The organism is Kineococcus haloalkalitolerans, assembly GCF_050871905.1.
Lineage (GTDB): Bacteria > Actinomycetota > Actinomycetes > Actinomycetales > Kineococcaceae > Kineococcus.
Genome location: NZ_JBJLSH010000003.1, coordinates 139594 through 165596, shown reverse-complemented (window position 1 = coordinate 165596; position 26003 = coordinate 139594). Strand labels below are relative to the sequence as shown.

Annotated in this window: 29 protein-coding genes and 1 pseudogene; 12 read left to right on the top strand and 18 right to left on the bottom strand. The window is 76.5% G+C overall.

Annotated features, from left to right (window positions below; genetic code table 11):
• Positions 1-88: 88 nt before the first annotated feature.
• Complete coding sequence (locus ACRYMY_RS02800; RefSeq protein WP_432545740.1) at positions 89-571, bottom strand: ATP-binding protein; 483 nt, start codon at positions 569-571, stop codon at positions 89-91.
• A 240-nt stretch (positions 572-811) separates the two neighbouring features.
• Here ACRYMY_RS02800 and ACRYMY_RS02795 point away from each other — a divergent pair, with 240 nt between their 5' ends.
• Complete coding sequence (locus ACRYMY_RS02795; protein WP_432545739.1) at positions 812-1759, top strand: glucosyl-3-phosphoglycerate synthase; 948 nt, start codon at positions 812-814, stop codon at positions 1757-1759.
• A gap of 30 nt (positions 1760-1789) precedes the next feature.
• On the opposite strand, the gene ACRYMY_RS02790 is transcribed toward ACRYMY_RS02795, so the two are convergent.
• Positions 1790-2113 (bottom strand): rhodanese-like domain-containing protein, encoded by a 324-nt coding sequence (locus ACRYMY_RS02790; RefSeq protein WP_432545738.1) that lies wholly within the window; start codon positions 2111-2113, stop codon positions 1790-1792.
• Between the two features lie 154 nt (positions 2114-2267).
• Here ACRYMY_RS02790 and ACRYMY_RS02785 point away from each other — a divergent pair, with 154 nt between their 5' ends.
• The gene (locus tag ACRYMY_RS02785) at positions 2268-2807 is read left to right on the top strand and encodes an SSI family serine proteinase inhibitor (RefSeq protein ID WP_432545737.1); all 540 of its coding nucleotides are present in this window, start codon (positions 2268-2270) and stop codon (positions 2805-2807) included.
• A 27-nt stretch (positions 2808-2834) separates the two neighbouring features.
• Here the strand turns inward: ACRYMY_RS02785 and ACRYMY_RS02780 are convergent, their stop codons facing one another.
• The 3 genes from ACRYMY_RS02780 to ACRYMY_RS02770 all read right to left on the bottom strand — a co-directional run bounded on the left by ACRYMY_RS02780 (position 2835) and on the right by ACRYMY_RS02770 (position 5240).
• A complete protein-coding gene (locus ACRYMY_RS02780; protein ID WP_432545736.1) occupies positions 2835-3041 on the bottom strand; it encodes a hypothetical protein in 207 nt (68 codons plus the stop codon).
• Between the two features lie 95 nt (positions 3042-3136).
• On the bottom strand, positions 3137-4282 hold the full coding sequence (locus ACRYMY_RS02775; RefSeq protein WP_432545735.1) for a glycerophosphodiester phosphodiesterase: 1146 nt from the start codon (positions 4280-4282) through the stop codon (positions 3137-3139).
• Between the two features lie 70 nt (positions 4283-4352).
• On the bottom strand, positions 4353-5240 hold the full coding sequence (locus ACRYMY_RS02770; protein ID WP_432545734.1) for an Fpg/Nei family DNA glycosylase: 888 nt from the start codon (positions 5238-5240) through the stop codon (positions 4353-4355).
• Positions 5241-5285: 45 nt separating this feature from the next.
• Between ACRYMY_RS02770 and ACRYMY_RS02765 the strand changes: the two genes are divergently transcribed.
• The 3 genes from ACRYMY_RS02765 to ACRYMY_RS02755 all read left to right on the top strand — a co-directional run bounded on the left by ACRYMY_RS02765 (position 5286) and on the right by ACRYMY_RS02755 (position 7216).
• Positions 5286-5957 carry a Pr6Pr family membrane protein gene (locus ACRYMY_RS02765; RefSeq protein ID WP_432545733.1) on the top strand — a complete coding sequence of 224 codons (672 nt, stop codon included), beginning with the start codon at positions 5286-5288 and terminating at the stop codon, positions 5955-5957.
• A 115-nt stretch (positions 5958-6072) separates the two neighbouring features.
• Positions 6073-6690: a TMEM165/GDT1 family protein gene (locus ACRYMY_RS02760; protein WP_432545732.1), complete on the top strand. Its 618-nt coding sequence runs from the start codon at positions 6073-6075 to the stop codon at positions 6688-6690.
• Between the two features lie 139 nt (positions 6691-6829).
• The gene (locus ACRYMY_RS02755) at positions 6830-7216 is read left to right on the top strand and encodes an ATP-binding protein (RefSeq protein WP_432545731.1); all 387 of its coding nucleotides are present in this window, start codon (positions 6830-6832) and stop codon (positions 7214-7216) included.
• Between the two features lie 9 nt (positions 7217-7225).
• On the opposite strand, the gene ACRYMY_RS02750 is transcribed toward ACRYMY_RS02755, so the two are convergent.
• The 6 genes from ACRYMY_RS02750 to ACRYMY_RS02725 form a co-directional block, all read right to left on the bottom strand.
• Complete coding sequence (locus tag ACRYMY_RS02750) at positions 7226-8395, bottom strand: MFS transporter (RefSeq protein WP_432545730.1); 1170 nt, start codon at positions 8393-8395, stop codon at positions 7226-7228.
• Entirely contained in the window at positions 8392-8811 is a 420-nt protein-coding gene (locus ACRYMY_RS02745; protein WP_432545729.1) for a hypothetical protein, read from the bottom strand. Before ACRYMY_RS02745 ends, ACRYMY_RS02750 begins: the two co-directional genes overlap by 4 nt.
• On the bottom strand, positions 8808-9170 hold the full coding sequence (locus ACRYMY_RS02740; RefSeq protein ID WP_432545728.1) for a hypothetical protein: 363 nt from the start codon (positions 9168-9170) through the stop codon (positions 8808-8810). Before ACRYMY_RS02740 ends, ACRYMY_RS02745 begins: the two co-directional genes overlap by 4 nt.
• Positions 9171-9217: 47 nt before the next feature.
• Entirely contained in the window at positions 9218-10081 is an 864-nt protein-coding gene (locus ACRYMY_RS02735) for a hypothetical protein (protein ID WP_432545727.1), read from the bottom strand.
• On the bottom strand, positions 10074-10742 hold the full coding sequence (locus tag ACRYMY_RS02730) for an RNA polymerase sigma factor (RefSeq protein ID WP_432545726.1): 669 nt from the start codon (positions 10740-10742) through the stop codon (positions 10074-10076). Before ACRYMY_RS02730 ends, ACRYMY_RS02735 begins: the two co-directional genes overlap by 8 nt.
• 64 nt (positions 10743-10806) lie before the next feature.
• A complete protein-coding gene (locus ACRYMY_RS02725) occupies positions 10807-12294 on the bottom strand; it encodes an NCS2 family permease (RefSeq protein ID WP_432545725.1) in 1488 nt (495 codons plus the stop codon).
• A gap of 119 nt (positions 12295-12413) precedes the next feature.
• Between ACRYMY_RS02725 and ACRYMY_RS02720 the strand changes: the two genes are divergently transcribed.
• Entirely contained in the window at positions 12414-13340 is a 927-nt protein-coding gene (locus tag ACRYMY_RS02720) for an ATP-binding protein (protein ID WP_432545724.1), read from the top strand.
• A gap of 49 nt (positions 13341-13389) precedes the next feature.
• Here ACRYMY_RS02720 and ACRYMY_RS02715 read toward each other — a convergent pair whose 3' ends face one another.
• Genes ACRYMY_RS02715 through ACRYMY_RS02685 form a run of 7 tightly spaced genes read right to left on the bottom strand, consistent with a single transcriptional unit; the run spans position 13390 to position 21837 of the window.
• Positions 13390-14223 (bottom strand): putative protein N(5)-glutamine methyltransferase, encoded by an 834-nt coding sequence (locus tag ACRYMY_RS02715; RefSeq protein WP_432545723.1) that lies wholly within the window; start codon positions 14221-14223, stop codon positions 13390-13392.
• Positions 14217-14858, bottom strand: a complete 642-nt coding sequence (locus ACRYMY_RS02710; RefSeq protein ID WP_432545722.1) for a GntR family transcriptional regulator — start codon at positions 14856-14858, stop codon at positions 14217-14219. The genes ACRYMY_RS02715 and ACRYMY_RS02710 overlap by 7 nt, the downstream gene beginning before the upstream one ends.
• A 10-nt stretch (positions 14859-14868) precedes the next feature.
• Entirely contained in the window at positions 14869-16503 is a 1635-nt protein-coding gene (locus ACRYMY_RS02705; protein WP_432545721.1) for a dipeptide ABC transporter ATP-binding protein, read from the bottom strand.
• Between the two features lie 17 nt (positions 16504-16520).
• A complete protein-coding gene (locus ACRYMY_RS02700; RefSeq protein WP_432545776.1) occupies positions 16521-18260 on the bottom strand; it encodes a gamma-glutamyltransferase family protein in 1740 nt (579 codons plus the stop codon).
• A gap of 59 nt (positions 18261-18319) precedes the next feature.
• Positions 18320-19222 (bottom strand): ABC transporter permease, encoded by a 903-nt coding sequence (locus tag ACRYMY_RS02695; protein WP_432545720.1) that lies wholly within the window; start codon positions 19220-19222, stop codon positions 18320-18322.
• The gene (locus tag ACRYMY_RS02690; protein WP_432545719.1) at positions 19219-20175 is read right to left on the bottom strand and encodes an ABC transporter permease; all 957 of its coding nucleotides are present in this window, start codon (positions 20173-20175) and stop codon (positions 19219-19221) included. Before ACRYMY_RS02690 ends, ACRYMY_RS02695 begins: the two co-directional genes overlap by 4 nt.
• Before the next feature lie 3 nt (positions 20176-20178).
• Entirely contained in the window at positions 20179-21837 is a 1659-nt protein-coding gene (locus tag ACRYMY_RS02685) for an ABC transporter substrate-binding protein (RefSeq protein ID WP_432545718.1), read from the bottom strand.
• 228 nt (positions 21838-22065) lie between these two features.
• On the opposite strand from ACRYMY_RS02685, the gene ACRYMY_RS02680 reads away from it, so the two are divergent.
• The 6 genes and pseudogenes from ACRYMY_RS02680 to ACRYMY_RS02655 all read left to right on the top strand — a co-directional run bounded on the left by ACRYMY_RS02680 (position 22066) and on the right by ACRYMY_RS02655 (position 25989).
• Complete coding sequence (locus ACRYMY_RS02680; protein WP_432545775.1) at positions 22066-22728, top strand: DUF1275 family protein; 663 nt, start codon at positions 22066-22068, stop codon at positions 22726-22728.
• A 142-nt stretch (positions 22729-22870) separates the two neighbouring features.
• Positions 22871-24502, top strand: a complete 1632-nt coding sequence (pgm, locus tag ACRYMY_RS02675) for a phosphoglucomutase (alpha-D-glucose-1,6-bisphosphate-dependent) (RefSeq protein WP_432545717.1) — start codon at positions 22871-22873, stop codon at positions 24500-24502.
• 13 nt (positions 24503-24515) lie between these two features.
• Entirely contained in the window at positions 24516-24878 is a 363-nt protein-coding gene (locus tag ACRYMY_RS02670) for an RNA-binding S4 domain-containing protein (protein ID WP_432545716.1), read from the top strand.
• A gap of 83 nt (positions 24879-24961) precedes the next feature.
• Positions 24962-25327, top strand: a pseudogene (locus tag ACRYMY_RS02665) (hypothetical protein); the annotation flags it as partial.
• 115 nt (positions 25328-25442) lie between these two features.
• Positions 25443-25586, top strand: a complete 144-nt coding sequence (locus ACRYMY_RS02660) for a hypothetical protein (protein ID WP_432545780.1) — start codon at positions 25443-25445, stop codon at positions 25584-25586.
• A 25-nt stretch (positions 25587-25611) separates the two neighbouring features.
• Positions 25612-25989: a hypothetical protein gene (locus tag ACRYMY_RS02655; protein WP_432545779.1), complete on the top strand. Its 378-nt coding sequence runs from the start codon at positions 25612-25614 to the stop codon at positions 25987-25989.
• Positions 25990-26003: the final 14 nt, after the last annotated feature.

Below are 26003 nucleotides of genomic sequence, written 5' to 3'. Positions count from 1 at the left end.
CGGCAAGATATCGCGCTGAGGTGCTTAACCGTGGCGGAGCGTCACGGCCGGACGGGTGACAGCGGACGCGCGGCCGTCAGCGGCGCCGTCAGTGGGGGTGGTGGCGGGTGGGACCGCCGAACGACGCCCACACGGTGCGGCTGAGGTCGTCGAGGTTCTCCACGACCCCCCACTCGTCGGCCAGGCCGTCCACGATGAACAGGCCGCGCCCGGAGGTCGCGGTCCAGTCCGGCCGCTCCGCGTCCACCGGTGCCGCCGGGCGGCTGGCCGACCCGCCGTCGGTCACGGCGATCTCCACGTGCGGGCGGGTGTCGGGCACGACCTCGCACTGGACGTGGATGTCCCCGCTGCGCAGGGGGCGGGCGTGCCGGACGGCGTTGCCCACGATCTCGGAGACGACGATCTCGATCTCGGCGGAGGCCATCTCGTCGAAGCCCGCGCTGTCCAGCACCCGGCGCACGACGTGCCGGGCGCGGGGCACGGAGGCCGCGTCGTGGGCGAACGACGCCCAGTGGCACTCCGGCACCGGACGAGCACCGGTGGGCATCGGGTCCTCCGCGGTCGTCGACATGGCGAACTCGGGGTACCCGGTGGCGCCGGGGGCGAAACCTGCCCGTCCGGCGGGTCCCCCGGACGGCCCCCCGGGGGCCGGCGGGCGGGCACCGGCTGCGAGCCGGCGGACACGTGCCGGAAACGTCGGACCGCTCCACCGGCGCGGCGTGTGACGCCTGCGTGAACTCTGCGCCGGCCGCTGTCGCCCCCGCGGCCCGCGTGCCACGGTGATCGCGCCCCGACGCCCGAGGAGGGCCCCGTGAAGCTGCCCGTGCAGACGTGGTTCGACCGGTCGACGTCCCGCGCCCGGGACTGGCCCATCGACCGGCTGCGCGCCCACAAGCAGGGCACCCGGGTCAGCGTGGTCCTGCCGGCGCTGGACGAGGAGGCGACGGTGGGCCGGGTGGTGGCCATGGTGCGGCGCCTGGCCGAGCAGACGGGCCTGGTCGACGAGGTCGTCGTGATGGACTCCGGCTCCAGCGACGACACCGCCGCGGTGGCCGAGGCGGCCGGCGCGGTCGTGCACCACCGCGACGACGTCCTGCCGGAGGTGGGCTCGCGCCCGGGCAAGGGCGAGGTGCTGTGGAAGTCGCTGGCGGTGACCACGGGCGACGTCGTCGTCTTCGTCGACGCCGACCTGGTGGACCCGCAGCCGCAGCTGGTGACGGGCCTGCTGGGGCCGCTGCTGACCGACCCGGGGGTCGAGCTGGTCAAGGGCTGCTACGACCGGCCGCTGGCGGGCGCGGGCAGCACGGCGGGCGGGCGGGTGACCGAGCTGGTGGCGCGGCCCCTGCTGAGCCTGCACTTCCCGGAGCTGACGGGCGTGGTGCAGCCGCTGGCCGGGGAGTACGCGGGCCGGCGGCGGCTGCTGGAGGCGGTGCCGTTCTGCGGCGGGTACGGCGTGGAGATCGCCATGCTCATCGACACGCTGCGCCTGCGCGGGCTGCAGGCCATCGCCCAGGTCGACCTGGGCCGGCGCCAGCACAGCCACCAGGGCACCGCGGCGCTGGGCCGGATGGCCGCGCAGATCACCAACGTCGTGCACGAGCGGGCCACGGGCGCGCGGCTGGAGGCGCCGGCCCTCACGCAGTTCCAGCGCGACGGCTACGGCCGCTACGCGCCGGTGACGCACTCGCTGGCGCTGGAGGAGCGCCCGCCGATGGCGAGCGTGGAGGGCTACCGCAGCCGGGAGCTCAAGGTCTCCTGACGCGGCGGCTCCCAGGGCCGGGGGCCGTGGTCAGCGGACGAACGGCTCCTGGCCGGTCTCGGAGACCAGCGGCCGGCCCGCGTCGGCCCAGGCGCCCATCCCGCCCTCGACGTTGACGACGTCGTAGCCGTTCTGCTGCAGCCACTCGGCGACCCGCTGGGAGCGGCCGCCGGCGCGGCAGACGACGTGCAGCTCCCCCTCGGGCAGCTCGCCGAGGCGCTGGGGGACCTGGCTCATGGGGATGTGCAGGGCGCCGTCGGCGTGCCCGGCGTCCCACTCGTCGTCCTCGCGGACGTCGAGGACGGCGGCGTCGGCGGGCACGTCGGCGGCGGGGACCTGGGGCACGTCGCTCATGCCCGCGAGCCTACGCACCCCCGTCCCGCCGCCCCACCCTCCCGCCCCTCCCCCGCCAACCCCCTCCCTCCGTGATCTTGCTGGGATCCCCTGCAAGATCACGGAGGGAGGGGCGGGGCGGAACCGTCACGGGCGGTGGACCGTCGAACACCGGGTGACGACCAGCAGGCTCCTGACGGGCACGGCGGCGGTCCTCCTCGGCGCCCTGGCGCTGGGCGGGCTGGCGGCCTGCGGCGAGCAGGACGCGGGCGGCCCGGTGACGACGCCGAGCACGAGCGCGCCCGCGGAGCCGGGCGCGACGGACGGCACGGACGGTCAGGACGACGACGGGGGCGAGGACGGCGTGCGCGCGGGTGAGCTGACGGTCACGGTCGACGACGGCGCCGGTGCGGTGTCGACGTGGACGCTGGTGTGCGGCGAGGACGGCAGCGCCGGCGGGGACCACCCGGACGCGGCGGGCGCGTGCGCGGCGCTGCAGGGCCAGCGGGACCCGTTCCGGCCGGTGCCGGCGGACATGATGTGCACGCAGGTGTGGGGCGGTCCGCAGACCGCGACGGTCGAGGGCACGTGGGCCGGGCAACCGGTGCGGGCGTCCTTCGACCGCACGGACGGCTGCCAGATCGCCCGCTGGGACCGCCTGGCGCCGCTGCTGCAGCCGGGCGTGCCCGCCGGGAGCGGCGCGGGCGGCGTCTGAGCCGTCCGGGGGCCGGCGTGGGCGGGCTCAGGCCGCCAGGCGGTGCCCGGGGCCGGCCAGGCGGGTCGCGCCGCCGTAGCGGGTGCCGCGCGGGGCGACGAGCGGAGCGCCCTCGGGCGCGCCGGCCGGTCCACCGCCCGCGCGGCCGGCGCGGGCCCAGCGCGCGCCGAGGACGGCCAGCGCGAGGGTGAGCAGGGTCAGGGCCGCGGTGGCGGCCAGGAGCACGGTGTCCATGCTCCGAGGGTGCGCCGCCGACCCCCGCCGGGTCATCGCCCCGCCGGGGGATCCCGGCGGGGCGGTGCTCGTCCCGGGGGTTGACGGGCGGGGCCTCAGCCCTCCCCGTCGCGCTCGGCCAGCCAGCGGTCGCGGGCGACGACGGCCACGTCGGGGCTGTCGGTGAAGATGCCGTCGATGCCGGTGGCGAAGTACTCCTGCGCGAGGTCGACGACGCGGCCGAAGTCCGCCGGGTCCTCGCCGGTGCGGTAGTCCACGGGCAGGAACTGGTTCTCGGGGCGCAGCGTGTAGGGCACGACCTCCAGCCCGGCGCGGTGCGCGTCGCGCACGAGGGTCGTCGGCTCGCCGAGGGTGCCGTCCTCCTCCAGGGGGACGACCTGCGTCAGGGCGGGGCCGACGGCGTTGACGTGGCGCGCGAGGTCGCGCAGCGCGGAGGGGATGAGCAGGTCGGCGTAGGTGCGGGGGTCGCCGGCGGCGACGAGGTCGTACGGGGCGCCCTCGGCGGAGGTGAGGAAGACGCTGTCGGCGCGCAGGCCGTACCGGGTGCGCAGGTCGACGAGGTTGGTCAGCTCGAAGGACTGCACGGTGGCGCCCGAGTCCGGGGTGTTGAGGCCGAACTCGGCCAGGAGCGCGACGACGGACTCCTCCATGCCCAGGCCGATCTCCTGGAAGTACGTGGAGTGCTTGATCTCGGGGATGACGCCGATGTCGCGCCCGAGCTCCTCGGACAGGGCGGCGCGCTCGGCGAGGACCTCCTCGAAGGTGGGGACCTCGTAGAACCCGTCGTAGACCGTGCTCTCCTGGCGCAGCTCGGGCAGGCGCTCCACGGCGCGCAGGGTCTTGAGCTCCGCGAGGGTGAAGTCCTCGGTGAACCAGCCGGTCTGCTCGACGCCGTCGACGGTCTTGGTCGTGCGCCGGTCGGCGAACTCGGGGTGCTCGGCGACGTCGGTGGTGCCGGAGATCTCGTTCTCGTGGCGCACGACGAGGACGCCGTCCTTCGTGGGCACGAGGTCGGGCTCGATGACGTCGGCGCCGGTGCGGGCGGCGAGGCGGTACCCGGCGAGGGTGTGCTCGGGCACGTAGGCGGAGGCGCCGCGGTGGCCGACGACGAGGGGGACCTCGTCGTGGGCGGGGTCGTGCGCGGGGTCGGCGGCCGCGGACAGGGCGGTCAGCGGCAGGGCGACGGCGGCGGCGAGGGTCGCGGCGGCGAGGCGGGCGCGGCGCGCGGGTGCTGTGGTCACGGGGAGCACCCAACCCCCGCGGCGGGCGCGGGCGGAAGACCCGGCGGTGAACCGGTCGTGAACTCCTCGGCTACTTCAGCAGGCGGGACAGGCGGCGGTCGGCCAGGAGCTTCCCGCCGGTCTGGCAGGTGGGGCAGTACTGCAGGGAGCGCTCGGCGAAGGACACCTTGCGCACGACGTCCCCGCACACCGGGCACGGCTGCCCCGTGCGCCCGTGCACGCGCGTCCCGGCGCGCTCCGCGTCCTCCAGCTGCGCCGCGGGCCGGCCGGCGGCCGCGGCCACCGCCGCGCGCAGGACGTCCCGCAGGCACGTGTGCAGCCGCTCGACCTCCTCGGGCGAGAGGTTCCCGGCGAGCGCGTACGGGGACAGGCGGGCGGCGTGCAGGACCTCGTCGGAGTACGCGTTCCCGACACCGGCCAGGACGGACTGGTCGCGCAGCAGGCCCTCGACGCGCCGGCGGGAGCCGGCGAGCAGCGCGGCGAGGGAGGCGGGGCCGAAGTCCTCGGCGAGCGGGTCCGGGCCGAGGGCGGCGACGGCGGCCACGTCGGTGGGCTCGCGCACGACGTGCACGGCCAGGCGCTTCTGCGTCCCCGCCTCGGTGAGGTCGAAGCCGGGCGGGCGCGCCGGGTCGTCCTCGTCCTCGGGGGCCAGCCGCACGCGCAGCGCGACGGGGTTCTTCCCGGAGGGGCGCAGCGGGGCGGTGGGCAGAGCGTCGGACCAGCGCAGCCGGCCGGCGCGGGACAGGTGGACCAGCAGGTGGAGCCCGTCGACGTCCAGGTCGAGCCACGTGCCGCGCCGGACGACGCCGGTGACGGCGAGGCCGTGCAGCGCGGACGGTGGCGGGTCGACGGTCTTGAGGACGGACAGGGCGCCGACCTCGACGTCGGCGACGACGCGGCCGCTCAGGCGCTCGCGCAGGAACGCGGCGAGCGCCTCCACCTCGGGCAGCTCGGGCACGCGCCCAGTCTGGCGCGGGGTGCGCGGTGCGGCACGATCTGCCGGGTGCGCCACCTGCTGACCGCCGTCCGCGCCCTCGTGGTCGTCCTCGTCGTGCTGGGCGTCCTGTGGGTGCCGGCCGCGCGCTGGGACGACCCGCAGCTGACGCTGTCGGGGATCGGCACGAAGCTCGTGTACTTCACCATCCAGTCGAACCTGCTGCTGGCGGCGGTGCTGGCCGCCGACGTGGTGGCCCGGCTGCGCTCGCGGGCGGGCCCGTCGCCGTGGCTGGTGGGCGGGGCGACGTTCTTCGTCACCATCACCGGCGTCGTCTACAACACGCTGCTGGTGCCGGGCGGCGGGCCGGACGCGGTGCTGCTGCTGGCGGGCCGCCCGAGTTCCGACCTGCTGCACGCGGTGGTCCCGGCGCTGGCGCTGCTGGACTGGGTCCTGTTCCGCCCGCACGGCCTCCTGTCGGTGCGCCGAAGTCTCGTGTGGCTGGTCTACCCGTTCGCGTACTCGGTGTTCGCGATCGTCCGCGGCGGCCTCGTGGACAGTTCCGTGCGGTACCCCTACTGGTTCCTCGACCCCACCCAGATCGGTTGGGACGGAGTGGGTTTGGCGTTCGCGGCGCTGCTGCCCGCGTTCGCCGTGCTGGCCTGCCTGTTCGTGGGTTCCGACAGGGTTTTGGCCCGCGCGCGGCGGCGTGCTTCACTGGCGGCGACTGAGGGGGAGTAGCCCGAGCACCACCGGTCGACATCCTGGCCCCGGCCCGGTCGGTGGGCCCGCCGCGCGGCGGGTGGGCGAGACCTTCGGCACCGACGACGACTCCCGGCGCCGAGAGGAAACCCTCGTGGACCCCAGCGTGCTCGCTGCCAGCTTCCTGCCGATCCTGCTGCTGGAACTGCCCGACAAGACGTTCGTGGCGACCCTCGTGCTCGCCACCCGGTTCCGGCCGCTGACCGCGTGGATCGGCGTCGGCCTCGCGTTCGCGGTGCAGTGCGCGGTGGCGGTCACGGCCGGCGGCCTGCTGGCGCGGCTGCCGGACCGGCCGGTGGCGGCGGTGGCGGCGGCGCTGTTCGCGATCGGCGCGGTGACCCTGTTCCGGGGCGCGGCGAGGGCGGCCGCCGCGGAGGAGGAGGCGCTGGCGGAGTACCAGCGCAAGGTGCGCGGCGGCGCCAGCGGCCTGCGCGCGGTGGGGGCCTCGTTCGGGGTGGTGTTCCTGGCCGAGTGGGGCGACCTGTCGCAGCTGTTCACCGCGGGCCTGGCGGCGCGCTTCGACGACCCGCTGTCCGTGTTCGCGGGGGCGTGGGCGGCCCTGCTGGTGGTCTCGGGGCTGGCGGCCGCGGCGGGCGCGGCGATCGTGCGCAAGGTCAGCGTGGCCACCGTCAGCCGCGTCGGCGGGGTGGTGTGCGCGCTGCTGGCCGTCGTCACGCTGCTGGAGGCGCTGGGGGTCGACCTGCCCGTGTGACCCCCGCCCGGGGGTAGCCGTCCCGACGGACCCGCCCGACTGCGAGGACAAGCCGTGGTCCGGGTGATTGACTGTGCGTCACAGAACGGTGACCGCACGACGGGGGCGGACGAGGGCGAGTCAGGGGGGTGGGGGGCCGGTGTTCCAGGTCGTCCTCCCGCCCTCCCCCCGCTCGGTCGGCGTGGCCCGCTGGCTCATCACCGAGTGGTGCGCGCCGTGGGTGAAGGCGTCCGAGGTCGAGGACGACACCGTCGAGGCCGCGCTGCTGCTGGCCAGCGAGGTCATCACCAACGCCGTCGTGCACGGCGAGGGGATGGTCCACGTGGCGCTGCGGCGGGTGGACACCACGGCCCTGCGCGTGGAGGTCTCCGACGAGGGCGGCGGCCTGCCGCTCATCGGCGCCCAGCGCGACGACGCCGAGAGCGGTCGCGGCATCGCGATGGTGGAGATGCTCTCCAGCCGCTGGGGCACCGACCTCGACGTCGGCCCCCTGGGCAAGACCGTCTGGTTCGAGCTGCCGACCTGAGGAGCGCCCTCAGCGGGCGGGCAGCACCACCGCGTCCCGGCCCGCGGCGCGCGCCACGAGCGCCTGCAGGAGCCCCACGACGCTCATGAGGGCCAGCGGCAGCGTCCACGACCCCGTCCCGGCGTGCAGGGCTCCCACGGCGACGGGGCCGAGCGCGGCCAGCAGGTAGCCGACGGACTGCGCCATCCCCGACAGGGCCGCCGCGCCCGCGGCGTCCACGGCGCGCGAGGAGATCGCCGCCAGCGCGGAGACGACCGTGACGCCCGTCCCGGCCCCCACGACGACGCTCGCGGCGACCGTCCAGCCCGGCGCCAGCAGCAGCAGCGCGTACCCGGCGCCGGTCAGCAGCGAGCCGGCCACGCCCGTGCGGCGGGCCCGGCGCGCGCTGGTGGCGACCGCCGGCACGAGCAGGCTGGCCAGCACGCCGGCGCCCTGCACGAGCGACAGGTGCCAGCCGGCGGCGGCCTCGTCGAGGCCGGAGCGCTCCACCAGCACCGTCGGCAGCCACGCGATGAGCACGTAGAACGTCACCGACTGCGCGCCCATGAAGGCGGTGACGGCCCACGCCAGCGGCGAGCGCCACGGCGCCCGGGCGCGCGCCGAGCGCGGCACCCGCGCCTCGGGGCGGCGCAGCTGCAGCGACCAGACGGCCGCGGCCAGCAGGGCGGGCAGCGCCCACACGGCCAGCGCGGTGCGCCAGCCGCCCGGGACGCCGTCGGCCACCGGCACGGCCAGCCCGGACGCGGCGCTGCCGGCCAGCCCCATGACGACGACGTAGCCGCTGGTGAGCAGGGCGACGCGGTCGGGGAACGCCTGGCGCAGCAGCGCCGGCAGGAGGACGTTGACGACGGCGATGGCCACGCCCAGCAGCGCCGTGCCGGTGAACAGGGCCGCCGCGGACGGCTGCCAGCGCAGCCCCGACCCGGCGGCCAGCAGCAGCAGCGCGGCGAACAGGGTGCGGCGCAGGCCGAGGTGGTCGGCCACGCGCGGCACGGCCGCGGAGGAGGCGGCGAAGGCCAGCAGCGGCACCGTGGTCAGGACGCCGGCGGCGGTGGAGCTGAGCCGCAGGTCGGCGCTGACGGCGGGCACGAGGGGCCCGACGACGGTGATGGGCGAGCGCATGACGCAGGCGACGAGCAGGACGCCCGCCAGCAGGGCGCCGGCGGCGCGGGGCCTCACGCGGCGGGCCGGGCGCGCCGCTCGGAGCGCAGGTACAGCAGCCCCAGGACGGGCAGCACGAGGGGCACGAAGACGTACCCGCGCCCGTAGACCGACCAGACGGTGGCGTCGGGGAAGGCCTGCGGGTCGGCCAGGCTGAGGGTGCCGACGGTGAGGACGCCGACCAGCTCGACGGTGACGGCCACCCACGCCACCGCCCGCCAGCGCGGCCCGGTGCGGGCCAGGCCGAGGGTGGCGACGACGTAGACGACGGCGGCCAGCGCCGACAGCGCGTAGGCCAGGGGCGCCTCGTGGAAGCGGGTGGCGATCTGCACGGCGGCCCGGGAGGTCGCGGCGACGGCGAAGACGCCGTACACGGCGACGAGGACGCGGCCCAGCCCGGTGGTGGTCCCCCCGCCCGCGCGCGCGGCGCTCACCGCTGCACCTGCCACAGCACCCACACCCGGTAGCTGAGGACGATGACGGCCAGGCAGGCGACGGCCAGCACCAGGGTGCTGGGCCGGGACCTGTCGGCCATCGCCCAGAACGCGCCGGCGGGCAGCATGAACGGCGCGACGACGAGGTAGGCGATCGAGGTGGCCAGGTCCGCCGGCCGCGCGCCGCGGGCCACGTCGACGAACCCGGCCACGACCATGACCAGCACCGACAGCTCGGTGACGGCGAGGGCGACGAGCGAGGCGCGTCCGACGCGGCGGTCGAGGGCGGTGAGGGCGACGGCCCACACGCCCATCGCCAGGGACAGCAGGCAGACGGCGGCGACGAGCGTTCCGGACACGCGAGGACTCTACGAGCCGCCCGCGGCTCCCCCGGCGCGGCGGCGGGTCAGCGGGCGGCGGGCAGTCCGGCGGCGCGCAGGTCGGCGACGGCGGCGGCCAGCAGGGCGGCCACGTCGGCCTCGCCGCCCTCCCCGGGTGAGCGGACCGTCACGCCGACGAGGAGGTCACCGGTGCGGGCGACGCCGGAGACGACCTCCGCACCGGGTGCGCGCGACCGCGCGGCCCACGCCTCGTCCCAGGCGTCCTCCCCGCCCGCGGGGGCGGTCAGCGCGAACGGCTCCTGCGGGTCCAGCCACCGGCACTCCCCGCTGTCCTCGACGACGTCGGCGAAGGCGGCCGGGCCGCTGCCGGCCACCCAGCCGGTGACGACGACGTCGACGCCGCGGGCGCCGGACGTGTCCCCCTCCGGCAGCCAGGTGGTCCAGCGGCCGGCGACCTGCTCGGCGTTCCCCGTCAGGCCCTGGTTGCACATCTGCCCCTCGACGACGGCCGTGGCGGCGTACTGGCCGAGGTCGCTGAACAGCGCGTGGTCCTCGCCGAGGACGGCGGCCACCCCGGGCAGGTCGGGCACGTCGTAGGCGACGTCGGCGGGGTCCTCGGGCGCGGCCGTCGGCCCGGGCGGCTCGTCGGTGGGGGTCGCGGGGACCGTCGGTGCCGGGGCGGGTTCCTCGGGCGGGGCCGTGGCCACGCGCGTCGTGGTGGTCGAGGAGTCCGGCAGCAGGGAGCCGAGCGCGGGCACGACGGCCACGACGGCGGCGGCCAGCAGCACCTGACCGGCGCGGCGGCGCCGGCGCCGGGCGCGGGTGCGGCGACGGGTGCCGTCCACGAGAGCGGCGGTGTCGACGCGGGCGCCGTCCCCGGCGCGCAGGGCCTCGCGCAGCAGGGCGGCCGGGTCGCGCTCGTCAGCCACGGTCGTCCTCCTCGGCGAGGAACCGGCGCAGCGAGGCCAGGCCGCGGTGGGCGTTGCTGCGCACCGTGCCGGTCGTGCAGCCGAGCAGCGCGGCGATCTCCTCGTCGGGCAGGTCCTCGTACAGGCGCAGGACGAGGACGACGCGCTGGCGGTCGGGCAGCCGGCGCAGCAGGGCCAGGCAGCGCTCGCGCTCGGCGTGCCGCTCGGCGGTGTCGGGAGCGCGCGCGGCGCCGGGGTCCTCGGGCAGCGCGACCGGGTCGGCGGCCTGCTCGTGGCGGCGGAACGCGCGCCGGCGCCAGGAGGTGACGGCGTTGACGAGCATCCGGTGCAGGTAGGCGGTGGGGTCGTCGACCTCGGCGAGCCGGTCGCGCTTGACGACGGCGCGCGCGAGGACGTCCTGCACGACGTCCTCGGCCTGGTGCGGGTCGCGCAGCAGGGCGCGGGCCAGCCGCACGAGGCGCGGTCCCTCGCGGGCGACGAGCTCGGCCAGGCCGTCGCCGCCCGGGTCCGGCCCGGCGGCGGGGGAGTCCCCTCCTGCTCCCCCGGCGCCCGGCCCCGGGCGCACCCGGGTCCCCGGCGGCGTTCCCGGCGGCCACGCGGACGCCGGCGCGGCGGCCGGGTCGGTCGCCGCGAGGTCCGCGGGCGGGGAGGAGGTGCGCACACCGGGACGACGCCGTGGACCCACCGCCGCGTTGCACCCCTCCCCGGACTCGTCCGGCCCGTCCTCAGGCGCCGACGAGCTCGCGGAACGGGTCGATGGCGAAGTAGACGACGAAGAGGCCGGCGACGACCCACATGAGCGGGTGCACCTCGCGGGCCTTGCCGCGCGCCACCTTCAGCACCGTGTAGGCGACGAACCCGGCGCCGATGCCGGCGCTGATGGAGTACGCGAACGGCATGAGGACGATGGTGAGGAAGGCCGGCAGCGCGATCTCGAAGTCGCTCCAGTCGATGCCGCCGACCTGGGTCATCATGAGGAACCCGACGACGACGAGGGCGGGGGTCGCCGCCTCGTAGGGCACGATCGCGACGACGGGCGCGAGGAACGTGGCGAGCAGGAACGCCACCCCGGTCACGACGCTGGCCAGGCCGGTGCGGGCGCCCTCGCCGACCCCGGTGGCCGACTCGATGAAGCTGGTGTTGCTGGAGACACCGGCCGCGCCGCCGGCCGCGGAGGCCAGGGAGTCCACGACGAGGATGCGCCGGGTGGCCGGCGGGTTGCCGTCCTCGTCGAGCAGGTCGCCCTCCTTGCCGATGGCGACCATCGTGCCCATCGTGTCGAAGAAGTCGGCCAGCAGGAGCGTGAAGACGAGGAGCACGACCGTGACGAGGCCGACGGCCTCGAAGGAGCCGAGCAGGTTGAACTGACCGAGGGTGGTGAAGTCGGGGACGCTGATCCACGTCTCGGGCAGCGCGGGCACGTTGAGCCCCCAGGCGCGCTCGTCGCGGACCGTGCCGTCGGCGTTCGTGCGCGCACCCAGCCGGGCGACGGCCTCCACGACGACGGCGAGCACGGTGGCGACCGCGATGCCGGCCAGGATCGCGCCGCGGACCTTGCGGGCCATGAGGACGACGATGAGCAGCAGGCCGGCGACGAAGACGAGGGTGGGCCAGCCGGCGAGGAAGCCGCCGATGCCGAGCTCGAGCGGGGTGCCGGCGCCGGAGCGGACGATGCCGCCGTTGACCAGGCCGATGATCGTGATGAACAGCCCGATGCCGACGCTGATGGCCGTCTTCAGCTGGGCGGGCACGGCGTGGAAGACGGCCTCGCGGAACCCGGTGAGGACGAGCACGAGGAGGATGAGCCCCTCGATGACGACGACGCCCATCGCGTCGGCCCACGTCATGCCGGGCAGCGAGGCGATGCCGAAGGTGACGAACGCGTTGAGGCCCAGGCCCGTCGCGAGCGCCAGGGGGTAGTTGGCCACGACGCCCATGAGGATCGTGGCGACGCCCGCGACGAGGGCGGTGGCGGCGGCGACGGCCGCGAGGGCGGGCGCGTCACCGCCCCCGAGGAAGCCGCCGGTGCCGTCGGGCTGCGTCCCGATGATCAGCGGGTTGAGCACGATGATGTAGGCCATCGTGAAGAACGTGGCGAGGCCGCCGCGGACCTCGCGGGCGACGGTGGAGCCGCGCTCGCTGATCCTGAAGTAGCGGTCGACCGCGGAGCGCGGGCGGGACTGCCGGGTGGACGTGGGGGTGCGCGGGGCCATCGAGCGTCCTCGGGGGCGTGGGGGGCGGGGCGTCGGACGGCCGCGACGTCGAGGCCGACGCGCATCGTGCCACGGTCCGTGGGGGGTCGTGGGAGCCCCAGCTGTGGTGAGCTGGGCCGGTGGACGAGCGGGCGGCGACGCCGGTGGACGCGCGGGTGCGCCTGCTGCGTCTGCCCCTGCGCACCCGCGCGCGCCTGGACCGGCACGTGGAGGGGCTGCTGCGGGAGTTCGCCCTCGTGCGCATCAGCGAGGCCCGCGCCAGCGCGGGCACGCTGCCGGCGCGGCTGCTGGAGGTGGCCGCCGAGCTGGACACCACCTGGGCGCCGTACCGGGAGCAGCGGGCGCGGGCGATGGACGACGCGCTGGCGGCGGGCGAGGAGTTCTTCGACGCCGAGTACGCGACGACGACGGCGTCGGCGCCGTGGGTGCGGCGGCTGCTGGCGGTGCTGCGGGAGGCGGACGAGTTCTGCCGGTCCACGCACCTGCTGGCCCTGCCGGCGGACCGGGAGCTGGTCGCGTTCCGCGACTGGCTGTTCGGGCAGGTCCTCGACCAGCTGGCCGGCGGACCGGCGCGGCCGTGGGCCGGGGGCGCGGGCGCGGCGCTGGAGGAGCGGCTCCCGGCGGCGGCACCGGCGAGCCCGGCCACCGACGGCGGCGAGCCGGTCGCGGAGCCGCTGGTGCTGGAGCCGCTGCCGGCGTCGGTGGGCGCGGCGCGCCGCTGGCTGCGCGGGGTGCTGCGGGAGGTGGGGGCGCAGGAGCTGGAGGACGCCGCGGAGCTGGCGGTGTCGGAGGTGGTGACGAACGCGGTGCTGCACGCGCGCACGCGGTTCACCGTCGCCGTGCGCGCGCCGGCCGGCGGGTCGCTGCGCGTGGAGGTCACCGACTCCTCCCCCGCCCCGGTGCGGGTGCGCCGGCACGGGTCGGCGGCGACGACGGGCCGGGGCCTGCGCGTGGTGGAGGCGGTCTCGCGCGACTGGGGCGTGCGGGAGCCGCCGCCGGGCGCGGGCCCCGGCAAGACCGTGTGGTTCGCGCCCCGCCCCTCCTGACCGCCCCTCCCCCACCCCTGCCGTGATCTTGCAGGGATTCCCAGCGAGATCACGGCGGGGAGGGGACGGTGGCGACGAGGACGGGGTCGTCCGGGTCGTCCGGGTCGTCCGGGTCGGCCGGACCCGCCGCGGGCTCGGTGCGGACGGCCAGCCCCGCGCCGCGCAGGACGGCGGTAGCGGCGGGCGCCTGCGGGGCGCCGACCTCGGTGACGAGGTGACCGCCGGGCGCGAGCCACGAGGGGGCCTGCCCGGCCAGGCGGCGCAGGACGTCCAGGCCGTCGGGGCCGCCGTCGAGGGCGCGGCGCGGTTCGTGGTCGCGGAACTCCGGCGGCAGCAGCGCGACGGCGTCGCGCGGCACGTAGGGCACGACGGCCAGCAGCAGGTCCACGCGACCGCGCAGCCGCGCGGGCAGGGCGTCCAGGAGGTCGCCGCGGTGCACGCCGACGCTCAGGCGCGGGCCGGCGAGCGCGGTGAGGTTCTCGCGCGCGCAGGCGACGGCCACCGGGTCCACGTCGCAGGCGCGCAGCTCCAGCGGCGGGCCGGGTGAGCCGGCCAGCGCGCGGGCCAGCGCCCCGCCGAGGGCCCCGCTGCCGCAGCACACGTCGACGGCCAGGGCCGGGCGCGGCAGCCCGAGCGCCACCGCGACGAGCCGCTCGGAGCGCCGGCGCGGCACGAACACGCCGGGCCGCACGCGCCAGCGGTGCCCGGCGAACCCCGCCCAGCCGAGGACCTGCTCCAGCGGCGTCCCGCCGGCCCGCGCGGCGACCGCGTCCGCCAGCCACCGCCGGCCGCGGCCCTCGGCGAGCAGCAGGTCGGCCTCCCGCTCGGCCAGCACGCACCCGGCCGCGCGCAGCCGGGCGACGAGCTCGCCGCGCGTCAGCACCGGTGCGCGGGCCGGAACGCGCGGCGGGAGTTCTCCACGTGCCGGCGCATGAGGTCCGCCGCGCCCGCCTGGTCGCCGCTCGCGATGGCGGTCACGATCCGGCGGTGCTCGGTCCACGCGCGTTGCCCCTGCTGCGGCACGGTCGTGGCGTACGCCCACTGGATGCGCTCGGCGACCCGGCGCAGCACCATCGCCATGCTCGCCGAGCGCGAGAGCCGGGCGACGGCGTCGTGGAAGCGGGTGTTCAGCTCGGCGCCGTCGGCGGCGCGGCCGTCGGCGAGCGCGGCGAACCCGGCGTCGACGATCGCGGTGAGCTCCTCGACCACGCCGTCCGCGTCGCCGTCGGCGACCCGCCGGGCGCAGCGGCCGGCGGTGATCTCCTCGACGACGACGCGGACGGCGTACAGGTCGGCCAGGTCGTCCACGGGCACGTCGGCCACCCGCGCGCCGGCGTTGGGCCGCAGCTCGACGAACCCCTCCCCCGCCAGCGCCCGCAGCGCCTCGCGCACGGGCACCCGGGAGGTGCCGTAGCGCTCGACGAGGCTGGCCTCGGTCAGCCGCGCGCCGGGGGGCAGGTCCCCGGCGAGGACGTCGCGGCGCAGCGCGGCGGTGACGCGCTCGGCGGACGCACCCACGCCCGCCGCCCTACGCCGCGGCCCGTCCGGGGATGGCGGAGAGCAGGTCGGCGGTGTACTCGTGCTGGGGGTCGTCGAACACGGCGTCGATCCTGCCCTGCTCGACGACCCGCCCGCGACGCATGACGAGCACGTCGTGGGCGATCTCGCGGGCGACGGCCAGGTCGTGGGTGATGAACAGGTACGCCAGGCCGAGCTCGCGCTGCAGGCGGTCCAGCAGCTGCAGCACCTGCCGCTGCACGAGGACGTCGAGGGCGGAGACGGCCTCGTCGCACACGACGAGCTGCGGGTCCAGCGCGAGGGCGCGGGCGACGGCGACGCGCTGGCGCTGCCCGCCGGACAGCTCGGCGGGGCGGCGCTGGGCCAGCGCGCGGGACAGGGCGACGTGGTCCAGCAGCTCGGCGACGCGGGCGCGGCGCGAGGCGGCGTCGCCGACCCCGAACACGCGCAGGGGCTCGTCGACGAGGCGCTCGACGGTCTTGGTGGGGTCCAGGGAGCCGTAGGGGTCCTGGAACACCGGCTGCAGGCCGCGGCGCACCTCGCGCCGGCGCTGCCGGCCGGCGCCGGTCAGGGACTCCCCGCCGATCAGGACCGTGCCGGAGGTGGGGTCCTCCAGACCGAGGACGAGCCGCGCGGTGGTGGTCTTGCCGGAGCCGGACTCCCCGACGACGGCGGTGGTCGTGCCGGCGGCCACGGAGAAGGAGACGCCGTCGACGGCGCGCACGACCTCGCGCTGCCCGCGCACCCGGTACTCCTTGACGAGGCCGTCCACGCGCAGCACCTCGCGCGGCTCGCCCGCCGGCAGCGGGCGGGGCGGGGCGGCGACGGCGCCGGCCGGGGAGGCCGCGACGAGGGCGCGGGAGTAGTCGTGCTGCGGGGCGCGCAGCACCTCGCGGGCCGGGCCGGTCTCCACGACGCGGCCCTCGGACACGACGACCACGTCGTCGCAGCGGTCGGCGGCCAGGCCCAGGTCGTGGGTGATGAGCAGCAGCGACGTGCCGCGGGCGGCGGTGAGCGCCTCGAGGTGGTCGAGGATCTGCCGCTGCACCGTCACGTCGAGCGCGGAGGTCGGTTCGTCGGCGACCAGCAGGTCGGGTTCGGCCGCGAGCGCGATCGCGATGAGGACGCGCTGGCGCATGCCGCCGGAGAACTCGTGCGGGTACTGCCCCGCCCGCCGGGCCGCGTCGGGGATGCCGGCCTCCTCCAGCAGCCGCACGGCGCGCTCGCGGGCGGCCGCGCCGCGGGCCAGGCCGTGGAACTCCAGGGTCTCGGCGACCTGCCGGCCCACCCGGGCCGACGGGTTGAGGTTGGACATCGGGTCCTGCGGCACGAGCCCGACGCGCCGCCCGCGCAGCCGCCGCAGGCGCCGGTCGTCGCCGCGCACGAGGGCGTCGGTGACGTCCTCGCCGGCCAGGACGACGGTGCCGCCGGTGACGCGGCCGTTGCCGGGCAGCAGGCCGAGCACGGCGGTGGCGGTGGTGGACTTGCCGGAGCCGGAGGCGCCGACGACGGCGACGCGGTGCCCGCGGCGCACGGTGAGGTCGACGCCGTGCAGGACCTCGGTGGTGCCGGCGCCGGTGCGGTACCCGACGCGCAGGTCGCGCACGCGCAGCAGCTCGTCGGTGGGAGCGGTCGAACTCTCCACGGGGTTCTCCACGGGGTTCACCGCCCCACCGCGTAGCCCTGGGCGCCGCGCGGGTTCGCGGCGGCGTGCAGCACCCCGGTGGCGGGGTCGCGCCCGGCGCACGAGAGGCGGCCGAGCGTCCAGTCCCCGGCGCGCGTCACGCGGTGGCCGCGGCGCTCCAGGTCGGCGACGACGTCCTCGCCGAGGCGGTCCTCGACGACGGCGCCGCCGGGCGTCCAGGTGCGCGGCCAGAACGAGCCGGGCATGGAGGTGGTGTGCAGGGCCGGCGCGTCGATGGCCTGCTGGGGCTCGTACCCGCCGACGAGGCGGCGCAGCAGGTACAGCAGCTGCCACTGGTCCTGCTGGTCGCCGCCGGGGGAACCCAGCGCCTCGACGGGTTCGCCGTCGCGCAGCAGCAGGGTGGGCGTGAGGGTCGTGCGGGGGCGCTCGCCGGGCCGCAGCGCGGACGGGGAGTCCTCGTCCAGCCACGTCATCTGCAGGCGCGAGCCGAGGCAGAACCCCAGCGGGGGCACGACCGGGGAGCTCTGCAGCCAGCCGCCGGAGGGGGTGGCGGACACGACGTTGCCCCAGCGGTCGACGACGTCGACGTGGCAGGTGTCGCCGCGGGTGGTGCCGCTGGCCTCGACGGTGGGCTCGCCGACGGTGGGTTCCCCGACGCCGACGGCCGCGGGGGCCTCGGTGCGCAGCGGCGGCGTGAACGGCTCGGCGCCGCCGACGCGGCCGGGGCGGAACTCGTGCGAGGCGTCCTCCCCGATCAGCGCGCGGCGCTGCGCGGCGTACTCCTCGGACAGCAGGACGCGCAGCACGTCCTCGTCGGCGCGCGAGCCGTAGTGGGCGTCGCGGTCGGCCAGCGCGAGCTTGAGGGCCTCCAGGACGACGTGCGCGCCGCGCGCGGTGGAGGGGTCGAGGTCGGCGTCGTCGAACCCGTCGAGGATCCGCAGCGCCTGCAGCAGCACGGGTCCCTGCCCGAAGGGGCCGGTCTTGGCGACGGTCGTACCGCGGAACTCCACGGTCCAGGCGGGCTGGAACGAGGCGGAGAAGGCCTCCCAGTCGTCGGCGTCGAGGACGGCGGCGTGGTCGGTGCCGGAGGAGTGCCGGTGCGGTGCGCGCAGGAACTCCACGGCCTCGCGGGCCACGCCGGTGCGCCACTCGCGGCGGAACGCCTCGATGCGCGCGACGCGGTCGCCGGCGCCGTCGCCGGCGGCGACGAGGCGTTCCAGGGTGCGCGCCCAGGCGGGGTTGCGCACGAGCTCCCCGGCGCGCGGGACCCGCCCGCCCGGCATCCACAGCTCCGCCGAGGTGGGCCAGTGCTCGGTGAACAGGTCGGCGACGGAGGCGATGGTGGTGCCGACGCGGCCGACGACGGGGTGCCCGTCGCGGGCGTAGCCGATCGCGGGGGCGACGACGTCGGCGACCTCCCAGGTGCCGTGCTCGCGCAGCAGCAGCAGCCACGCGTCGACGGCGCCGGGCACGGCGGCGGCCAGCCCGCCGGCGCCGGGGACGCTGTCCAGGCCCTCGGCGCGGTAGTGCTCGATCGTCGCCCGGCGCGGCGCCGGTCCCTGCCCGTCGAGGACGACGGGCCGCGGGTCGGCGGCCGTGGCGAACACGGCGGTCATGTCGCCGCCGGGGCCGTTGAGGTGGGGTTCGACGACGTGCAGGACGAACGCGGCCGCGACGGCGGCGTCGAAGGCGTTGCCGCCGCGCTCCAGGACGGACTGCCCGGTGGCGCTGGCCAGCCAGTGCGTGGAGGCGGTCATCCCGAACGTGCCGCGCAGGGTGGGCCGCGTGGTGTGCGCGGGCGGGGGCGTGAAGGGGCTCACCGGGTGCCTCCGGGGTCGCAGGCGTCGCGCAGGGCGTCGCCGAAGAGGTTGAAGGCCAGGCAGACGAGCAGGATCGCCAGGCCGGGGAACAGGGCCGCGGTGGGTGCGCGGTACAGGTACTGCTGGGCGTCGCTGAGCATGATGCCCAGGCTCGGGGTGGGCGGCTGGATGCCCAGGCCGAGGAACGACAGCAGCGCCTCGCCGATGACCACCGCGGGCATGATCAGCGTGGCCTGCACGACGATCGACGGCACGGCGTTCGGCAGGACGTGGGTGGCGAGGATCCGCGGGCCCGAGGCGTCCAGGCAGCGGGCCGCCAGCACGTACTCGGCGCCCCGCAGGCGCAGCGTCTCCGCCCGCACGACGCGCACGACCTGCGGCACGTGCGCGATCCCGAGGGCGATGGCCGCGTTGGACAGGCTCGCCCCGCGGACCGCCGCCAGGCCGACGGCGATGATGAGGAACGGGAACGCGAGCGTCAGGTCGGTCAGCCGGGACACCACGGCGTCCAGCGGCCGCCACCAGCCGGCCAGCAGCCCCAGCGGGGTGCCGACGACGACGGCGAGGGCGACGGCGAGCAGGCCCACGAGCAGCGAGACGCGCGTGCCGTGCAGGATCCGCGAGAGCACGTCGCGGCCGAGGTCGTCGGTGCCCAGCCAGAACCCCGTGGTGCGCCACTGCTGGAACGGGGTGTCGAAGTGCACCTCGGCGGGCGGGTACGGGGAGGTCCACGGCGCGAGGGCCGCGGCGGCCACGACGAGCAGCAGCAGGGCGCCGCCGACGACGCCGGTGCGGCTGCGCAGCAGGCGGCGCAGGACGAGGCCGCGGCTGGAGCCGAGGTCGGCGGGCGCCGCCGCGCCGGGGGCGGGGGTGCCGGGGGCGGTCTGGACGTCGGTCACCGGGTGCCTCCCGCGACGCGGATCCGGGGGTCGAGGACCGTGTAGAGGACGTCGACCACGAGGTTGATGAGGATGTACGCGACCGTCACGACGAGGACGACGGCCTGGATGACGGGGTAGTCGCGGCTGAACACCGCGTCCAGCGTGAGCTTGCCGAAACCGGGCAGGCCGAAGATCCGCTCGGTGACGACGGCGCCGGAGACCAGCCCGCCCAGCTGCAGGCCCACGAGGGTCACCACGACGACGAGGGAGTTGCGCAGCGCGAACCGCAGCAGGACCGCCGAGCGCGGCGCCCCCTTGGCGCGGGCGGTGCGCACGTGGTCGGCGCCGAGCTGCTGCAGCGTGGACGCCCGCGTCTGGCGGGTGACGACGGCCGCGGTGGTGGCGCCCAGGATGAGCGCCGGCAGCGTCAGGTGGTGCAGGGCCCGCAGCGGGTCCTCGGCCGGCGACACGTACCCGGAGGCCGGGAACCAGCCGAGGCCGACGGCCAGGTAGAGGATCGCCAGCAGGCCGATCCAGAACGAGGGCACCGACAGCCCCAGCAGCGAGACGCCGCCGACGGCCTGGTCCACCCACGTGCCGCGGCGCACCGCGGCGAGGACGCCCAGGGCCAGCCCCACCACGACGGCCACCGCGACCGCGTACGTCGCCAGCCACAGCGTGACGGGCAGCGTCGTGGCGATGAGCTCCGTGACGGGCGTCCCGGTGCGCACCGAGGTGCCCAGGTCGCCGGAGAGCAGGCCGCGCGCGAACCGCGCGTACTGCACCCACAGCGGCTGGTCCAGGCCCAGGTCGGCGCGCACGGCGGCCAGGGTCTCGGCGTCGGCCTCCTCCCCGGCGACGGCCAGGGCGGGGTCGCCGGGCAGCGCCCGGGCGGCGGCGAACACGACGATCGAGGCGAGCACGAGCGTCAGGGCGCTGTGCCACAACCGGGTCAGCAGGTAGCGGCCCACGGCTCACTCACCCCCGTCCGCGAGGAACGCGGCGCGGCCCAGGCGCACGACGCCGTCCGCGTACGTCTCGACGCCGGCGACGTCCTCGGTGTACCCGGTGAGGCTGCGCACCCGGTACAGGTAGACGATCGGGTCCTCGGCCTGCACGACCTCCACGAGCCGGCCGTACAGCTGGGCGCGCAGGGCCGGGTCGGTCTCCCGCGCGGCGCGCGCGACGAGGTCGTCGGCCTCCGGGTTCGACCAGCCGGAGTAGTTGTTGCTGCCGCCGGTGGCCAGGAAGCTGGCGGAGTTCCCGTGCGGGTCGACGCGGCCGGACCAGCCCAGCTGGACGGCCTCGAAGTCGCCGCGCGTCTGCACGTCCAGCAGCGTGGAGTACTCCACGGGCCGCACGACGACGTCGAACCCGCCGTCGCGGACGCTGGCCTGCAGCGCCTGCAGGAGCCGCAGCGAGTCGGCGGTGTTGGAGACCTGCACCTCGATCCGGTACGGCACCTCGACGCCCGCCTCGGCGAGCAGTTCGCGGGCGCGCGCCGGGTCGTGCGGCGGGCAGGCGGAACTGGCCGGAGTGGCGTAGACGCTGTCGGGCGACAGGAACGAGCAGGCGGGTTCGTACCAGTCGTTGAACACCGAGTCCACGAGCGCCTCGCGGTCCACGGCGAGGGAGAACGCCTCCCGCACGCGCGGGTCGGTGGCCAGCGGGGTGTCGATGCGTCCGGGCGGCTGGCCCGCGCCGTCGGTGTTGCCGACGTTGAACGTCACGGCCTGGTACCCGAAGGAACCGGTCTGCAGCAGGCCGATGCCGTCCTCCTGCACGAGGGCGTCGACGTCCTGCGGGGACAGGGTGTCGGCGACCTGCACGTCGCCCGAGCGCAGGTTGGCGGCGCGGATGTTCGCGTCCGTCATGATCCGATAGGTGATGCTGTCGAGGTGGACCTCGTCGGCCGCGTAGTACAGCGGGTCGCGCTCGACGGTGATGGAGGTCTGCGGGACCCGCTCGGCGAACTTCATCGGTCCCACGCACACGGGCGCGTCGCCGAAGTCCTCGCCGCGCTCGGCGAGCGCGGTGGGGGACATGACCATCCCGGCGCGGTCGGCGAGGGCGGCGGTGAGCGGGGAGAACGGCGTCTCGTAGGTGACGACGACGGTGGACTCGTCGGGCGCGCTGACGTCGGCGACGGGCCCGAGCTCGGTGCGCCGCGAGGAACCCTCCAGCGTGAGGTGCCGCTCGAGGGTGGTGACGACGGCGGCGGCGTCGAACGGGGTGCCGTCGGCGAACACCGGGTCGGTGCGCACGGGGATCGTGACGGTGAGGCCGTCGTCGGAGACCCGCGGCAGTTCCGCGGCGAGCATCGGCACGAGGTCCCCCTGCGCGTCGATGTCGTACAGCTTCTCGCACACGGTCTGCATGACGTAGCGGGTGTAGAGCGAGGAGGAGGTCGTCGGGTCCAGGCGGTCGGGTTCGGCCGACAGGGCCATGACGAGGTCCCCGCCCTCGGCGACGGCGCGGTCGCCGATCGCGACGCCGGTGACGTCGGTGCGCTCGGGGGTGGGCTGCGCGGTCTGGACGGGGACGCAGCCGGCGAGCAGGAGGGCGGCGGCGACGCCCGCGAGGGGGGCGAGCGCGGCGGTCGGGCGGTGCGGCGGTGCGGCGCGAGCGGTCATCACGAGCCTCCAGGGAGGGCGGTCGGACGAACGGAACGTATACAATCACGGGAACCGTACGCTGGGAATGTTTCCCTGGTGTTTCTTTCCCCGACCGGGAGGACCCGCGTGCCCGACGCCCCCCGCGAACCCGCCGTCACCCCCGCCGGGCCCGGCGCCGCCGAGGACCCCGCCGGGGCGAGCCCCGCGCGCCCGCGCCGCCGCGCCGCCCCCCGCCACCTGGCGCTGATGCTCGTCCTGACGTTCTCCACCGGCATCGTCGACGCCGTCGGGTACCTCGGTCTGGACCGGGTGTTCACCGCGAACATGACGGGCAACGTCGTGATCCTCGGGATGGCGCTGGTGGGCGCGGACGACCTGCCGGTGCTCGGCCCGGTGCTGGCGCTGGTGGGCTTCCTGGTGGGCGCGGCGCTGGCCGGGCGCGTGCTGCGCCGGGCGGCGGTCGGGTGGACGACGGCCTCCACGGTGCTCTTCCTGCTCATCGGCGCGGGGCTGGCCGGACTGGCGGGCTGGACGGCCGCGCTGGGCGACGAGGTGCCCGTGGAGGTCGGCACCACCCCGCCGGCCGGGCCGCTGGCGGTGACGGGCGTGCTGGGGCTGCTGATGGGCGCGCAGGCCGCGGTGGCGCGCCGGCTGGCCGTCAAGGACGTCACGACGGTCGTGGTGACCTCGACGCTGACGGGGCTGGCCGCCGACTCGCGGCTGGCCGGCGGCGACAGCACCGGGTGGAAGCGCCGGCTGGGAGCCGTCGTGCTCATCGGGGCGGGCGCCGCGGCGGGCGCGGCGCTGCTGCGCTGGCACATCGCCGCGGGGCTGGGGGCCGCGGCGCTGCTGCTCGTGGTGGCGGCGGCGCTGGGGCACTGGATCGCCCACGTGCGCCGGGCCGCCTGAGGTCCCGGCGCGTCCCGTCCGCGCGCGACCCCCGCCGCCCCTGGCAGGCTGGCGCCCGCGGGTGGAGCATGGCCCGCACGCACGACGCAGAGCAGCGAGCAGCACCGAGCAGCACCGAGCAGCACGGCCCGGGAGAGGACCCATGACGCACCCCCGCGCAGGACAGCACGCCGAGCCCGGCGACCTCATCGACGTCGCCCACGTCGTGACCGCCTACTACGCGACGACGCCGGACCCCTCCGACGTCGGCCAGCGGGTCGCCTTCGGCACCTCCGGCCACCGCGGGTCCAGCCTGGACGGGGCGTTCAACGAGCACCACATCCTGGCCACGACGCAGGCGATCGTGGACCACCGCCGCGAGCAGGGGTACGACGGTCCGCTGTTCCTGGGCCGCGACACGCACGCCCTCTCGGAGCCGGCGTGGGTGTCGGCGCTGGAGGTCCTGGCGGCCAACGACGTGACGGTCCTGGTCGACGACCGCGACGGGTACACCCCCACCCCGGCGGTCTCGCACGCGATCCTCACCGCCAACCGCGGCGGCGGCACCGCCGACGGCATCGTCGTCACCCCCTCGCACAACCCGCCGCGCGACGGCGGGTTCAAGTACAACCCGCCGAACGGCGGCCCGGCCGACTCCGACGCCACGGGCTGGATCGCCGCCCGCGCCAACGAGTACCTGGAGCAGGGCCTGGAGGGCGTGCGGCGGGTGCCGTTCGCGCGGGCCCGCGCCGCCGCCGGCGGGTACGACTTCCTCGGCACCTACGTCGACGACCTGCCCTCGGTGCTCGACCTGGACGCGGTGAAGCGCGCGGGCGTGCGGATCGGCGCGGACCCGCTGGGCGGGGCGAGCGTCGCCTACTGGGGCGAGGTCGCCGAGCGCCACGGCCTGGACCTGACGGTCGTCAACCCGCTGGTGGACCCGACGTGGCGGTTCATGACGCTGGACCACGACGGCAAGATCCGCATGGACTGCTCCTCCCCCGCGGCGATGCACTCGCTCATCGACCGCCGCTCGGAGTTCCAGATCGCCACCGGCAACGACGCCGACGCCGACCGGCACGGCATCGTCACCCCCGACTACGGCCTGATGAACCCGAACCACTACCTGGCGGTGGCGATCCAGTACCTGTTCTCCCACCGCGACGGGTGGCCGCAGGACGCGGCGATCGGCAAGACGCTGGTGTCCAGCTCGATGATCGACCGGGTCGCGGAGTCGCTGGGCCGCCGGCTGCTGGAGGTCCCCGTCGGGTTCAAGCACTTCGTGCCGGGCCTGCTCGACGCCTCCGTCGGGTTCGGCGGCGAGGAGAGCGCGGGCGCCTCGTTCCTGCGCCGCGACGGGTCGGTGTGGAGCACCGACAAGGACGGGATCGTCCTCGCGCTGCTGGCCTCGGAGGTCCTCGCGGTGACGGGCCGCACGCCCAGCGAGCACTACGGCGACCTGGTGGAGCGGTTCGGGCGCCCGCAGTACGTGCGCAGCGACGCTCCCGCCACGCGCGAGCAGAAGGCCGTCCTGTCGAAGCTGTCGCCGGAGCAGGTGAGCGCCGAGACCCTCGCGGGGGAACCCATCACCGCGAAGCTCACCGAGGCACCGGGCAACGGCGCGGCGATCGGCGGCCTGAAGGTCGTCACGGAGAACGCCTGGTTCGCCGCCCGCCCCTCCGGCACGGAGGACGTCTACAAGATCTACGCCGAGTCCTTCGCGGGCGCCGACCACCTGCGCCGCGTGCAGCACGAGGCGCAGGAGCTCGTGGACGGGGTGCTCTCGGGGTCGTGAGGGCGGCGCCGCGGTGACGAGGATCGACCAGTGGACGTGGGCGGTGCGCCTGTACAAGACGCGCTCGCTCGCGGCCGCGGCCGTCAAGGCGGGGCACGTGCGCGTCAACGGCGAGCGGGCCAAACCCGCCACGAAGGTGTCCGTCGGCGACGAGGTCCGGGTGCGGGCGGAGGGGTACGAGAAGGTCTTCGAGGTCGTGCAGCCGCTGTCCAAGCGGGTGGGCGCCCCGCTCGCGCAGCAGGCCTACGTGGACAACTCGCCCCCTCCCCCGCCGAAGGACGAGTTCTTCGGCGCGTTCGGTTCCCGCGACCGCGGGGCCGGGCGTCCCACCAAGCGCGATCGGCGCGAGATGGAGCGCCTGCGCGGTCAGGGCTGAGGACGGGCGTCGGAGTCGCCGATCGAGCGCAGTGGGTCCTATCGTCATAGCGATAGACGTATCGCTATGACGATAGGAGAGTTGTGGACGGCAGCAACCCGCTCCGCACGATCGCCCCGACGGTGGACGCCGACGTCCTGGCGGTGCTGACCCGCTCCCACCGCCCCCTCAACGGGGCGACGGTCGCCCGCCTCAGCGGGCGCTCCTACGCCCGCACCCGCTCGTGCCTGCACCGGCTCGTCGCCCACGGACTCCTGCTGGCCGAGGACACCGGCTCCGCCGTGCTCTACCGCCTCAACCGCGAGCACGTCCTCGCCGGTCCGGTGCAGGAGGCGGTCGCGGCGGCCGACAGCGTCGAACGGCACCTCACCGCCCTCCTCGGCCAGTGGTCCCCCGGTCCGCGGGCGGTCGTCCTCTTCGGTTCCTGGGCCCGCGGCCAGGCCGGTCCGGACAGCGACGTGGACCTGCTCGTCGTGCACGACGACGGCGTCGACCTCGACGGCCCGTGGGGGGCAGCAGGTGCACCGCACCGGTCGTGCGGTCGAAGCGCTGACGGGGAACCCGGTGCAGTTCGTCCACCTCACCAGCGGGCAGCTGGCGCAGGCGGTCCGCGACGAGGAGCCGCTCGTGGCGAGCCTGCGCGCCGACGGGCGGGTCATCGTCGGCCCTCCGCTGCGGGAACTGCTGCGCGCCGGAGCCGACGAGTGAGCGGGCGGACCGTGCGCACCAGCGCGTGCACCGCGGCGGACGCGCGCACCGGCGCCAGCAGGCGCAGCTGTACCTCGAAGCCGCCCTCCTCGTGCAGTCCGAGGACCTGGCGGAGGCCGCGACCGTGGCGACCGGCAACGCGGTGCTGGCCGCCATCGCCGCCGCGGACGCCATCTGCTGCGCTGCAGCCGGCATCCGTTCACGCGGGCAGGACCACCGCCAGGCCATCGGGCTGCTGCAGGAGGTGACGGGCGACGCGGCTCTCGCCCGTGCGCTGCGCGACGTCCTCGACCTGAAGGACGCCGGGCACTACGGGCTGAGCGACGTCTCCCGCGCGAACTGCACCACTGCGCTGCGGCGCGCGCAGACGCTCGTGGACGCCGCTGCCGACCGGGTCCGCTGACCGGTCCGGTCGAG